We start from the raw sequence: 12,693 nt of genomic DNA on the forward strand, positions 1-12,693 counted from the left end.
TATTTTAGCGTTTTTGCAGAATTTTAATTTATTTGTTTATGTATAAACTGTTTATTAGTTAATTTCTATAGAAAGAGCTTTAAAATTAATATGTTGTATTCTTTTTAGAGTTAATTTTAAAGCTCATGTTTAGTTTTTTATATTTTATTTTTGAATGTTTTGATTGTAAGCATGTTTTTTTTCAATTGCGTTCAATTTAAGTAAAAATTCTTTTATTTTGGCTTTATTCATTGTTAGTGTTTCTAAACCAACTTGAATCTTAATATTTTCCTTATTATATACATGTTCATCTATATCTAACACCTTCTCTAACATAGCTTTATCTAAGTTGAAAGAAGACATATTGATCCAGTTTCCAGAAGCGTTATGATCATGCTCATAACTTGTTTTACCTTCTATTTTGGTGCCATCTGGCAGTGTTAGTGGAGTTTGTTTAATTATGCTATGATTTCTTAATTTAGAGTATAAGAATATCTGGGTTGAGCTATTTTGATGGTCAACTACAGCCTTTAATTCTAAGTTTTTGCTTAGATGTTGGTATATTCTTATCTTTTTGTTAATCTCATCATGTTCGACTTCCAAAGAAGAACAAGCTACAAATAAAGAAATGAGTAGTATTGTTGTTAATTTTAAATTTTTTAAAGAAGATAACACTTTTCCTCCTTTTAATACATATATATTAAATATGTTATAATATCTGCATTTTTTGTAAATTTGGTAAGTAATAATTACTTATTATATTTCTTAACATTATACTTTAATAAATATTGGAAAACAAGATAGCATGTTTGTTAAATTAAAATTACCATTACACTAAATTTTATTTTCTATTTGTGTGTTTTTTGTAATTGAAAAATTTTTTCTTGTGTAAGATAAGTTGTAAAAAAGCTATATAAAGCATCTAGCTATTCAAATTAAATATAGTTTGTTGTAAGTTAATCTAAATTTTCACTTAGATTAAACTATGTAAATATTAGTGATTTTATTTTTTCAATAAAATTGTTTTCTATTTTTTAGAAAAAACTTGAAAAGTGAGATTATTGCCTTACTATTCCTAATAAGGAGGCACATAATAATGAAGAAGAATACATTAAGTGCGATATTAATGACTTTATTTTTAATAGTAAGTATTGTAATGATATCTTGTGGAAATGGAGGCCCAGCACCTAAAGAAGGGGAACAAACAGCAAAAAAAGCTGATGGGACAATGATTGATTTAGCAGCAATAAGTCAAAAAATAAAAGGAATTTTTTCCATAAAAGAAGGCATTAAAGAAGTAGAAATTTTGGTAGAGTCAATAGGTGAGCTTGCTAAGGCAATTGGAAAGAAAATATCTCAAAATGGTCTTGCTGCTCAGGCTGGAAAAAACGCATCTTTAATTGCCGGAGTACACTCTGTATTAACTGCTGTGGATGGTAAGTTGACAACATTAGAAGGGGAATGTTCTAATGAGTTGAAAAAAAAGGTAGAGGATGTTAAGGCTAAAAATACAGCATTTTTAGCTAAATTAAAAAGTGGTCATGCTGATCTCGGTAAAGATGGAGTGACTGATGCTCATGCAAAAAGTGCTATAGATGTAAATGATGCTACTAAAGACAAAGGGGCGAAAGAACTAGAGGCCTTAAATTCGTCAGTTACTGATTTGTTAACAGCTGTCAAATCTGAAATTGATGCTGTAATGAAGGAGCTTACAACTCCTGCTAAAAGTGAAGCTGATAAAAAAGTTTAAATAATAAATATAATTTAGGTATTATAAGATTAGTTTTAATTAATGAATAAATAACTGGAAAAATAAAGTCAATAAATAAAAAGCTAGGAGTATGTTCTCTTAGCTTTTGTTGTTTATAAAGGGAAGGTTTAAAGTTTATATTTATATGTTGTTTATAGTTAGTAATATGATTATCTTTCTAATAAGATAGTTTAAGGTTGGTTTTAAGAAGTAAAAAGTAAAATAATTATGTTGTTTTAAGGAATTTATTTTTGTGATTTATAGTAAATGGAATATATTTTTTGTAGTTTCTATGAATTAAAAATTGAGCAATTTTATAGTCTGGGAGGTGTATATGAAGAGGAGTGTTTTAGCAATATACATGTTAATGTTTGTAAGTTTTTTATCATGTGATGTAGATGCTATTAATGCATTGATAGGCAAAGCAAGAGAAAAATATTTAGAAGAAAGCAAAAAGGTAGAAGATTTAAATTCTAGGAATGGAAATCAAGAAGATAAGGAAGAGCAGGAAGATGTTATTAAACATATGGAAGAAGGAGTAGAACAAGTATTGCAGGCTGGTTCTGTAGAACCTGTTAATGTAGAGAGTTCAGTGATTTTAAATTCTCCATATTATTTACAATCCCCATATTATTTACAAGAAGAAATAGAAATAAAAGAAGAAGAGTTAGTTCCAATTACTGCTGAAGAAAAAGAAGCAGAAAAAGTACTTAAAGATATAGAAAGTATTCTTAAAGATTCTGGGTTTGCTGAATTAATTGATGACGCACGTAAGCTTAAAAGTGACTGTGAGCAATTAGAATCTAATTTTTCTAATAAACTTTCAGAACTTCAAAATAAAATGAGGAGTTATCCCAGAAATCATGACGTAAAGAGGAAAGAATTAATTCAATTTAGTAATCAGTTAAATGCTCAAAGGTCTAATCTTGAAAAACTTATGAGTCAAGTTGATATTGGACTTAGTGAGTTAGGTTCTGCAAAAGGTTTGTTTGAAAGTGCACAAAGAACTTTAAAAGAAGCGATTACTGAAAGATTGAAAAATAAACGTAGAAAAAATTACCTGTACCGGTTAAGAAGAGTAGACAGTGATTTTCTAGCAAAAAAGGCACGAAGGGAAGCAAAGAATGCTTTGAGTCAATTAGAATCTGCTTCTTCTAAGCTGAATGAAGTAAGAGCAAAAAAGAAAGAGATAGAAGAACTTATTCAAGAAGCAAGTTCTGTTCTAGTAAGTTTTAGGAGATAAGAAAATATATATAAGACTAATATTTAAAATTAGAGTCTTCTGTTAAAGGGAGACTTTTTATAATTTTATTTAAAAACAAGTATTTAAAAAAATAATGATTTTTAGAAATTGTTTTTGTTGAATACTAATATGAAGAGAGAAGAAATATTAGATAAGGAATATAAAGTATTAAATAAAGGATTTATAAAGCTTATTGATTGTATGGGCAGTGATGATCGGATAGTGCAGGCAGCAAGAATTTCGTATCGTGGTGAAAGCGTTAAGAGGGAAGATAATGAACTTATTGATTATTTAATAAGGAATGAACATACAAGTCCTTTAGAGCAAGTAGTTTTTACATTTCATATTAAAGCACCAATATTTGTTGCAAGGCAATGGATGAGACATAGAACTGCAAGAATTAATGAGGTATCTGGTTCTTATAGCCTAATGAGAGAAGAGTTTTATGTACCTTTAGAAGAAGATTTAGAAGATGGGGATACTGTTGTTGAAAATTGTCAAAGTGGTAAGCGGGGAAATATGTCAGATTTTATAAGAGACATGATAAATGGTTTAAAAGAAAATCAAAAATCTTGTTATCAATTGTATCAGGATATGATAAAGGGTGATGTTTCACGTGAACTTGCAAGGATAACTTTACCTTTGAGTTTATATACTGAATGGTATTGGCAAATTGATTTAAATAATTTATTTCGTTTTATAAAGTTGAGGTTGGCCCCGAATGAATTAGAAGAAGTTAAGGAGCGTCCATCTAGAGAGATTAGAGAATATGCTAATATACTATTAGACATTGTAAGTTTGGTGGTGCCTTTGGCAACCGTTAGCTTTAAGAATCATATTTTGTGGGGTTGCAGACTTTCTTATGATGAGATGGTAGCAATTTCTGAAGTTTTAGATATTTCTAAGCTTAAATTGGGTATTGAATCTCAAAAGAGGTTAAGAGATAAGTTTGGATTTTTGAATAGAAAGAAAGAGTCATAAACGCTCAAGAAGAGACTATAAAATTTAGATTAAGCTTTTTAGCCGTTAGGATTTATTATCAGACGGGATAGCTTTTGGAAAGCGTGTCTGAGTACTAGAGTACAAGCAAGGCTAAAAAAAGGCAAGCTATTAATTTCCTAAAACTTAATTCTGAGCTAGATATTGATTTTGAATATATTTCTTAATTTTTTAAATAAAGCTCCCATCAGTAGATATAAAAAAGCAATAACTTTGAGACCAAAAGCAATGTTTTTAGTAGTATTTTCTTAAGTAAGTGCAATATTTTTTATTATAAATAGTGAAGAGATTGTTAATAAACTTGGAAGATTGTATGTCAGCTATAAATTTTAATAGCAAATAAATATGGTTTTTGTCAGAGTTAAATTCACTCAGGATTACTTTTCATAAAGAGCATATATGTTTTATTATCTGGCAAAGAGAAGCGGCGCGGCAATCTCAATAAATTTTGTAAATATAATAAAAATTTATAGGGCATAAGCATTAAAGATATTATTTTTGTCATGATTTGCAAGAACATTGCCTGGCCACATGTTGTTTTAATTCTTATTGATTAAAATACGGGTTTGCAATTAAGAGATATTGCCATAGTGCAAATGTTTGATATGTTGACAATTATTTTTTTGAACTTCTTTCAGGCCAGGCATAAGATTGGATCTCTTTGATAGGGAGATTCTTTATTTATCAATGATTGCTTATTTTATTATTTTTTAAACATCATCATTGATAATTTTGCGTGATTTATATATGGTACTTCGTCTTCGGTTACTGGATATTAATTTTACTCATATTATATCAAAATAGTTCGAAAAAGCTAAAAGTATTTATGTCATCTATGAAAATAATTTTAAGTATTGTTGCTATTTTAGGTGGATGTGCAGTAACGTTCGATATCAATCAAGAGTTTAGAGGTGATATTAAATAGTAATATCTCTTTAGCTTTTTAATCATGGTGTCTTGATTTTTTTTTAAAGTCAAATTCAGTAATATCAGTAATAGGAGTCCCTTCATTATCTTTAACATCAATACTAACTTTCAGTGGTTTTATTCCTTTAATTTCATTAACAGGCGCCAAAAAGTCTAGATACTCAAAATTAAACCCATATCAGTGTAGTTGTGCCTATAGTACGTTTATAAATACTTTTAATTTGAGAATCAATATTAAGGCAAATATAGTTTAAGGGCTCTAGGATGTACTTAACTTTAAGATAAGCATTTTTGTTTTCCAAGAGTAATTTTGTAAAATTTATGACGACCAGATGAATTTAGATCATCAGTTTCTACTTCCCCCTTAATAACAGTACCACTAGGTGTTGTAAGATAAAGTACTTTCAAAGTTTTGCTTTAAAGTTTGAATCAATAATCTGTGTCTTGTTAGAGTCAAGTACTTTAGGATCTAGGATAAGCTAAATATTAGCTTTATCCTCAGTACTTACAATATTGACGTATTCTATTTCCGGAAGACTCAAGAGAGATGATTTTACAGTATCATAATTAGAATCGATTTTTAAATCCATAATAATTTAATTATTGTATCATATTTTTTTGATATAAATAAAGTTCTTCCAAAAGTAAAGACAACAGTATAGGTATTTACATTATTTGTAGAAATGGCATCAGGAGCATTTGGTTTTAAAGGCAATATTGATGCTAAAAATCAGGATATAGCAGAGTTTGTTAGCAAGATTGTTCCTAATGCCAAAAAAGGTGAAGCATTTGTTGCTGATAATGTAGTAAGAGTAGAAGCAGATTCAGAATAAAGGGCGTGATAAGTGTGATTAGGTTATAAAAGTATTAAGCACGCTTACATTAGCAATAAGATAAACAGTAGATATAGGATTAAAGGCAGTAAAAGATGTAAAGAACCTTATTTTTGAAACTTTTTGCTTTGTATCGCGTTTAAGTAAGAGCGTATTTATATGATATTTTATTTTTTATTTTAGCATGTATTAGTGTTTCTTAATAGCAATTGAACGACACCCACTTTTTCAATATCTTGAAAAAGTGGGTGTTGGAATATAATTTGTTTATAAACATAATAAGGCAATAAAATTAGGCAATTTTGGCTTTACAAACTCTTTGAAATCAAGTTAGTGAGGTTAGTCTTAAGTATTTTATAAAGCATAAGAGATTATAGGAAATCTTGCTTTCTAAAATCTTCTTAATCTTTATTATTGTTGTATTCTTATATTTTAAGAGTATGTATTTTGTGTCTTTTAGTCTTTTATCAAAGCTTTTATCTTAATTTCTGCTACTTTTATACCAGATTTTTTTATTTTGTTTGGGTTTTATCTGTTATTTCTTTATATATCTTCCAGGTAGCTTCAGCTTTATATAAAGCATCTTGCATTTTTTTATTACTTTCTATATCTCTTGTAAGAGTGTCATTTGTATTATGTTTTTCAGGGTTCCTTTTAATGAGAAGGAAATTATTTATAGCTTTTTTTAACTATTATCAGCTTCAGCAAGTATTTGTTTATATTTTTTTGGTCTCTGCAAATACTTTGTGAATATTTTTAGCATATTTTTCAAATGTGTTTACTTGACTTCTTGATATATAATTTATGTTAATATTTTTAAAGGAGACATAAACGTGAAATTGAAGACAAAATTTTTATTTTTAATTTTGACTCTAAGTTTAGTTAGTTGTGATCTATTATTTAAGGATAAGGTTGAGGGCAAATCTACTACACTACTTGATAAAGTTCGCTCCATTTTGGATGTCAGCGAAGAAGCCTTGAGAATTGATCTTGAAGATGATTTTGATGAAGATGATTTTGATGAAGATGATTTTGATGAAGATGATTTTGATGAAGATGAATTAAAATTAAAATCCAGAAGGCAAAATAATTTGATTGGTTTAAACAGTTCTAATGATGATACACACACAAGTCAAATTCAAAAAATGAACTTTCAAGATAGTCTTGAGAAAGAAAATAAAGAAATCTTGAAAAAAAAATAAAAGAAGCAGAGAAAGATAAAAACAAACTAAAAAAAACTAAAGCTAAAACTAGTGTTAAAGGAGAAAATATAAATCTTAGGAATGTTTCAGGCAATACTGAAAAATCTAACAGATTAATTAAGAATAGTGGCTATGATGATAGGCCGTTTAAAGCAAAAATGCAACCCATACTGGATTTAATAATGCACAATCTTGTGCAATCAGAAAAAACAATGCAAATACAAAAGCAATTAATAGATGATAAATATCACTCTAAAATGTCAGATTTTAAAACAACAAAGATTAATACTAATAATAACTATGCCATTAAAAAACTAATGGAAGCATTACAGCTTATGGAAAATCAAGATAAAACTCGGCCATTGAGTATCAAAAAAATCTATACAGCAGCAAGTAAAAATCATGAAAAATTTACTACAATGAAATCTGGAAAAACATATTGTGCCCCTAAAACAGCCACTATAGCATACTCTAAATCATTACGACTAATTGACCACATAATAGATACAATAAAGAATGACGATGAATATTCAGGAAAGTACGGGTATATACTTTTCATCATTAACGAAACAAAAATGGCAATTGAACATTTAAAATATGCTATTAATAATGATGATTTGATTGTGCAAATAGACGATAATGCAGTGCCAATCTATCGACTAGATTACGACTTATGGAATTTAGTCGATAGATATAACAAATCAAATTATTAATCCAAAGTAGTTCCCATGAGGGGACTATTTTTTTAAATTAAAATGACTGTACCAACAATGATCAAAAGTTTGATTTGGAGTATTGAATGACATTCTTAAAATTTGAGTGTGTTTGAATTCGTTGTACACTATGTCAAAGTGCTTGATACCTTCTTGCGGGAAATAGCATTTATTAAACATGTGGCAATAATTTCAATTTTGTGTGTTACTACTATTTGGTAGTAGTAAGTTTGTTTTAATAACTCGCTTTATACCAATTTAAAAGATTGATTGTCAAGATCATGCCTATTATTAATAGGCATGATCTGAGTTTTATATGTTTTATAGTGTTAGAATTTAGTTCTATGATGAATAGCCTTGTGGTAAGGCTGTAGAGGAGCGAGAGGTTGGTATTGCTATTTTAGCAGGTTTTTTTAATTTGAGATTTTAGTTAGTTATTTTTGTAGACAGAAACCGAACTTGTTAGAAGACGTTGAGATATTGATATTTTAAAGATTATGAACTGATTTTAGATAGTCTCCAGAAGATGTGTTTAAATTTGAGGGGCTTGAGCAGTCAATTGTTAGTATGGGATTTGACAGAAAATTGGTTGTATCTAAAATCAAGGAAATCTTATTTACCGATGAATTTTTAATATAATTAATAAAGGTCGTAAGGTTACTGATTTTGCGTATTTACATGCACATTTATTTTTTACTTACTAAAAATTAAAATAAACGTCCTTGGAAACATTAATCATCCTGTCCACTATTAATATCTTGACTACTTTGATCTTTTAGTCAACCTCATATGTAAGTATATGGTGACTTTATTTCTAATAATAAATATTATTAATGATATTTTGTGGAAGTGGAGGACCAAAAGAGCAAAGTCAAGCGACTAAAGCTGATGGGATCAGTGATTAATTTAAAAGGCAGTAGTAAGTAAAAAGATAAAAGATGCGTTTGAGTTTGTTGCAACAAGTGTAAAATAAATTCATACTTTAGCTAAGTCAGTAGGTTGGTTTCAAGGGTATTGGAAGAAATAAAGCAACCCAAAACACTGGTGCTATTGCTGTTGATGTTAAAGTTCATTAAAAACCATCATATTTGCCTTGTAAAATCTGAAGAGATGGATATAGAAGCGTTTATTGATGATCAGGTTGACGCTAATATAGAACAAATGGAATGGGTTGTGAATTTAAAGAATTTCAAAGAAGATATGGGACAGATATAAAAGTTTTTATGATTGGATATCATAGAGAACAAAATTAATTCAAGGGTTGATTATAATTTGAGTTTTTCCTTTGAAAAGGAACTTGATTTTCAAATCATTGACAAATGATCATAGATAATGTGTCAGTCTCAATGTGTTAATCTTTATATTTTCTACATAATGGGAGAGATGTTTTTTGATATATACAAATTAATTATTATTAAAATAGATAGGTATGATGAATCTTTTTTTGTTAAAGATATAAAAAAGATATTGGTAAAAATAATAACAGTGATTTTTGTATTGTCATTTCTGTTTTTTTGTTCTTTTGATATTTTTCTTAAAATACTTCATTCAGCTATATGGGACAAGTCTTTACAGTTTTTGAGTAACAAGCTTTAGATAAGATTGGGGAAGCTGTCAAGTGATAAAAATTGGTTTATAGGAGAGCGTGCACGCAAACTTGAGAGCTTAGAAGGAAAACGTATTATAAAGATTATAATTTTTTAAAATACTTGTTTTTAAATAAAATTACAAAAAGTCTCCCTTTAACAGAAAACTTTGGTTTGAGTTTTGTTAATAAGTTAATTTATGCGGCTTTTTAATTAACTTATTATTACATCTTTCAAAGGGAAGATTTTGTGGAAATAGCAAGACCAAAGATACCACTATGACAGGTAGGTAGGAAGGTAAGTGTAGCTAAAAAGATGTTAAAATTCACTTAATGATGACAATATGCCGGCCGGTGCTGTTGTGTTTCAATGAATAGCAGTAAACTTAAAACTTATTGTGCAAACAACTTTAACTCTAAATTTCAAACTTTTTTAATATAAATAAAATAATTCATATTAATTTAAATTAATGTGAATTATTTTATTTATATTATTCTTCTTTAGGTTGCTATATGTTGCTATATACAATTAAAATAAACCTAAAAATTATTTGATTTTCTTTACATTTTCATACTTAATCTTCTCTTCATTTGCATACTTAAAATAACTAAAATAACTTTTACTAAAAGGAAAATTATAATTAGCGCTATCTTTCATAAATCCTCTTTAGGATAAGATCTACACCCATTCTCTCTCTACCATCTTTCAAAAATTTTAAAGCATTTTGAAGTTTGTTATTTTGTTGATCATCATCAGAAGACCCATTTCCTTTGTAAAATTCAGCACTATTTCTCTCTTTAAAATTTAATTCCATTGCAAATTTATCTTTTAAATTTTTACAATCCTCATAACTATAAATATAGTTAGTATAAAGTAGGATAATTCTCCAAATATTCCTTGCAGGCTCTATAAATATCTTCCAAAGTCCTCTAAAAGCTTTTTCTTCAAGTTTAATTGCATCTTTTAATGCTATTCTGCATTTCGTTATTGCTTCACTTTCTTGTTGACTTTTAGATTTATATTCACTCTCTACCTGCGCAATTCTCCCTTTGAAATTCTTCCCCAGATATCTGTCCCCTACTTTGCTTCAAGTTCACTTAGCTTCTCTTTTCGCATTGCAATTTCACGATTATTAAATACTTCCTCAATATGCATAAGTTCAACCTTACTTTTCTTAACTAGTTTCTCTAAAGTCCTATCACGCTTCTCTTCAATCTCTTTTATTCTTTTTTTGCTTTAATCCATAAAAGCAATGTCTACCGTGTAAAACTTAAAGAAAGCAACCGAAGAAGCAATTGCATCCCAAGGTCTCCCCCTCTCCAATACTTGATATTTGATATCTAATCAATAAGTCTTATAAATCCTTTATCTAATACTTCTTCTGCTTATCCTAAACAGATACTACAAAAATGGGCTTACTCATAAAGATATACTTCAGAGTACATTAAAATTATATAATTGGATGTTTGGGACTGTTATTACCTCTTTATGATTATCTATGATTTAATTAAAACTTCATTTTCCAGGCAATGAAATAAATGAAAGAACATTAGAAGAAAGAGCATTAGAAATATTGTACTGAACCTTATACACTATTCAAATTTAACGAAGAAATAATGGTTTAATGAACTGCTACTTTTACCAACGCTACAAAGATTCACAAAATCCAAAACCTAATACCAACGCTTATAAAACAATAATAATCTAATTTAAATATAGATAATTCATTTACACTAAATCCAATAGCAGGAACAAGCTTATAATCTATATCAAACTTTTCGCCTACTATATCCAAATTTCCAACAAAAGGAACTTGAAATCCTATACTCACTGCTCCTAAATGTATTGACCAAATCGAACCTAAACTGTAAACACCAAAACCAATGGCAAATAATCTTTTCTCATTATATGAAGAATATGAAGAAAAAAAAAGATAATCTAAAGAAAGAAACAATCTATTAAAGTTTTTAAAATGGCCTAAAGAACCAGGCAAATCACTGAAATCAATAGGAACAATACCAAAATTCAAATTAAAATCATATAAACTAAATTCCATTGTCATTGGATGCGGAATTTGTATTCCTAATCCAAATTTACCTTTAACCCTTGCCTTTTCTAAGACCAACCTCTCTCCCCCTTTCTTTTTTTCTAAGGCTAACCCCTCTTCCTCTCTCTTTTTTTCTTCTAAGGCTAACCTCTCTTCCTCTCTCTTTTTTTCTTCTAAGGCTAACCTCTCTTCTTCTTTCTTTTTTTCTAAAGCCAATTTTTCTTCTTTTATGCTTAATTTTACAAATTCTTTTAATGTTTTTTGCTTACTTTTTATAAAAGCATTATACAGATTTTGAAAATCTTCTAATTGAAATATCGCAACAACAGAGTCTGAGCTTTCATATTCAAGTTTTATTCTAAAATTTTTACATGTTAACAATTTTTTCTTAAAAGAAGGTATTAAAGAAGTTTTTAAAAACATACTTGTTAAATCTTTTGACAAAGTCCAATCCTTAATAAACTGATTGGTCATAATTGGTTCTTTATCAAAGACATAACTAACATTAACTGAGTCTATGTTAAATGAAAAAAAAACAATCTTCTTAGGAGATTTTAATCCAAGCCCGTAATCACTGGGAAATTGTACATAAATATAGTCACTACCAATATGCAAAATACCAGAATCGTTTTTTCCTACAATTACTAATTCAGCGTCTTCTTTTTCAGTGAATTCATCATATGTTCTTTTTATAAAAGCAGAATTTTTATCATTCAAATAATATCTATACCACTCATTATCACCATCATGTTCGTTAGAAACCGCAAAGATATTTTTATTAATTCCCAAAATGAAAAAAAGTAAAAACATAGCAATAACTATATTAGTCTTAACATATAAAATTATTCTATTCATTGTGTACCTTATTTAAAACAAACAATCAAAAACAAATAATAAAGTATAATTATGATTACAAATAATTTTTATTGTTTTAAATATTTTAATTCTTCTTCCACTATTTGTTCTTCAAAATTTTCTTTTTCTATTTGTTCCTGAAATACTTCTGCTTCTATTATGCCATCGGATCTCTTCTATATCTACTTCTCCTCCCCCTGGTATTGGACTTGATGACAATGTGGGTAATTTTTTAGATTTTTTATTAGGTAATTTTTTAGATTTCAGTAATATTGACTTTTCCTTTGATTTTTCGTTTTTGTTGTCTAATGTTTTAAGTTCACAAGAGAGAGTTAAAAAGAAAATAAGACAGATATTTAGTACTAACAAATTTGTTTTTTTCATTACTATATTCCTCTTTAATTTATATATAAATTAATATAAAGCATTTAGGAGGATAATTCTAATTTAGGAGGATAATTCTAGGAAATGTATTATTAATTTAGTAATAATTTTTAGGTTTATTTTGTTTGTAGTTCATTTAGTTGTAGTTCAGTTTTGTACTATTAACAATTAAATT

General features: G+C 28.0%; 11 protein-coding genes and 3 pseudogenes. 8 read left to right on the top strand and 6 right to left on the bottom strand.

The features are described 5' to 3' along the window. Positions 1-144: 144 nt before the first annotated feature. Positions 145-654, bottom strand: coding sequence for an oligopeptide permease-like protein (locus tag ACWUD1_RS05290; RefSeq protein WP_472757111.1), 510 nt, complete (start codon positions 652-654; stop codon positions 145-147). Positions 655-1,075: 421 nt separating this feature from the next. Between ACWUD1_RS05290 and ACWUD1_RS05295 the strand changes: the two genes are divergently transcribed. From ACWUD1_RS05295 to thyX, 3 genes are all read left to right on the top strand, one after another. Then, positions 1,076-1,729, top strand: a complete 654-nt coding sequence (locus tag ACWUD1_RS05295; protein ID WP_472757112.1) for a Vsp/OspC family lipoprotein — start codon at positions 1,076-1,078, stop codon at positions 1,727-1,729. Between the two features lie 334 nt (positions 1,730-2,063). Continuing rightward, positions 2,064-2,972 (top strand): P12 family lipoprotein, encoded by a 909-nt coding sequence (locus ACWUD1_RS05300; protein WP_472757113.1) that lies wholly within the window; start codon positions 2,064-2,066, stop codon positions 2,970-2,972. 129 nt (positions 2,973-3,101) lie between these two features. Further along, entirely contained in the window at positions 3,102-3,953 is an 852-nt protein-coding gene (gene thyX, locus ACWUD1_RS05305) for an FAD-dependent thymidylate synthase (RefSeq protein ID WP_472757114.1), read from the top strand. Positions 3,954-4,914: 961 nt separating this feature from the next. Here thyX and ACWUD1_RS05310 read toward each other — a convergent pair. Together ACWUD1_RS05310 and ACWUD1_RS05315 are read right to left on the bottom strand one after the other, a co-directional pair. Then, positions 4,915-5,061: pseudogene (locus ACWUD1_RS05310) on the bottom strand (DUF276 domain-containing protein); the annotation flags it as partial. A gap of 4 nt (positions 5,062-5,065) precedes the next feature. Further along, positions 5,066-5,306: pseudogene (locus tag ACWUD1_RS05315) on the bottom strand (DUF276 domain-containing protein). Positions 5,307-5,581: 275 nt separating this feature from the next. Between ACWUD1_RS05315 and ACWUD1_RS05320 the strand changes: the two are divergent. The 5 genes and pseudogenes from ACWUD1_RS05320 (at position 5,582) to ACWUD1_RS05340 (ending at position 8,861) form a co-directional block, all read left to right on the top strand. Then, positions 5,582-5,731 (top strand): hypothetical protein, encoded by a 150-nt coding sequence (locus tag ACWUD1_RS05320; protein ID WP_472757115.1) that lies wholly within the window; start codon positions 5,582-5,584, stop codon positions 5,729-5,731. A gap of 833 nt (positions 5,732-6,564) precedes the next feature. Continuing rightward, a complete protein-coding gene (locus ACWUD1_RS05325; protein WP_472757116.1) occupies positions 6,565-6,933 on the top strand; it encodes a hypothetical protein in 369 nt (122 codons plus the stop codon). Between the two features lie 158 nt (positions 6,934-7,091). Continuing rightward, positions 7,092-7,646: a hypothetical protein gene (locus tag ACWUD1_RS05330; protein ID WP_472757117.1), complete on the top strand. Its 555-nt coding sequence runs from the start codon at positions 7,092-7,094 to the stop codon at positions 7,644-7,646. A 528-nt stretch (positions 7,647-8,174) separates the two neighbouring features. Next, positions 8,175-8,285 (top strand): annotated as a pseudogene (gene ruvA / locus ACWUD1_RS05335) (Holliday junction branch migration protein RuvA); the annotation flags it as partial. Between the two features lie 420 nt (positions 8,286-8,705). Continuing rightward, entirely contained in the window at positions 8,706-8,861 is a 156-nt protein-coding gene (locus ACWUD1_RS05340) for a hypothetical protein (RefSeq protein ID WP_472757118.1), read from the top strand. 1,017 nt (positions 8,862-9,878) lie between these two features. Here ACWUD1_RS05340 and ACWUD1_RS05345 read toward each other — a convergent pair. From ACWUD1_RS05345 to ACWUD1_RS05355, 3 genes are all read right to left on the bottom strand, one after another. Next, positions 9,879-10,046 carry a hypothetical protein gene (locus ACWUD1_RS05345; protein ID WP_472757119.1) on the bottom strand — a complete coding sequence of 56 codons (168 nt, stop codon included), beginning with the start codon at positions 10,044-10,046 and terminating at the stop codon, positions 9,879-9,881. An 843-nt stretch (positions 10,047-10,889) separates the two neighbouring features. Then, a complete protein-coding gene (locus tag ACWUD1_RS05350; protein WP_472757120.1) occupies positions 10,890-12,134 on the bottom strand; it encodes a BAPKO_0422 family outer member beta-barrel protein in 1,245 nt (414 codons plus the stop codon). A gap of 111 nt (positions 12,135-12,245) precedes the next feature. Beyond that, on the bottom strand, positions 12,246-12,518 hold the full coding sequence (locus ACWUD1_RS05355; RefSeq protein ID WP_472757121.1) for a hypothetical protein: 273 nt from the start codon (positions 12,516-12,518) through the stop codon (positions 12,246-12,248). Between the last annotated feature and the right edge of the window lie 175 nt (positions 12,519-12,693).

This window comes from Borrelia tillae, from assembly GCF_055693965.1.

Bases quoted from the DNA above. Each gene is read 5' to 3' on its own strand.
- ACWUD1_RS05295 (WP_472757112.1), top strand. From the start codon at position 1,076: ATGAAGAAGAATACATTAAGTGCGATATTAATGACTTTATTTTTAATA.
- ACWUD1_RS05340 (WP_472757118.1), top strand. From the start codon at position 8,706: ATGTTAAAGTTCATTAAAAACCATCATATTTGCCTTGTAAAATCTGAA.
- ACWUD1_RS05300 (WP_472757113.1), top strand. From the start codon at position 2,064: ATGAAGAGGAGTGTTTTAGCAATATACATGTTAATGTTTGTAAGTTTT.
- thyX (WP_472757114.1), top strand. From the start codon at position 3,102: ATGAAGAGAGAAGAAATATTAGATAAGGAATATAAAGTATTAAATAAA.
- ACWUD1_RS05355 (WP_472757121.1), bottom strand. From the start codon at position 12,518: ATGAAAAAAACAAATTTGTTAGTACTAAATATCTGTCTTATTTTCTTT.
- ACWUD1_RS05350 (WP_472757120.1), bottom strand. From the start codon at position 12,134: ATGAATAGAATAATTTTATATGTTAAGACTAATATAGTTATTGCTATG.
- ACWUD1_RS05330 (WP_472757117.1), top strand. From the start codon at position 7,092: ATGCAACCCATACTGGATTTAATAATGCACAATCTTGTGCAATCAGAA.
- ACWUD1_RS05320 (WP_472757115.1), top strand. From the start codon at position 5,582: ATGGCATCAGGAGCATTTGGTTTTAAAGGCAATATTGATGCTAAAAAT.
- ACWUD1_RS05345 (WP_472757119.1), bottom strand. From the start codon at position 10,046: ATGGAATTAAATTTTAAAGAGAGAAATAGTGCTGAATTTTACAAAGGA.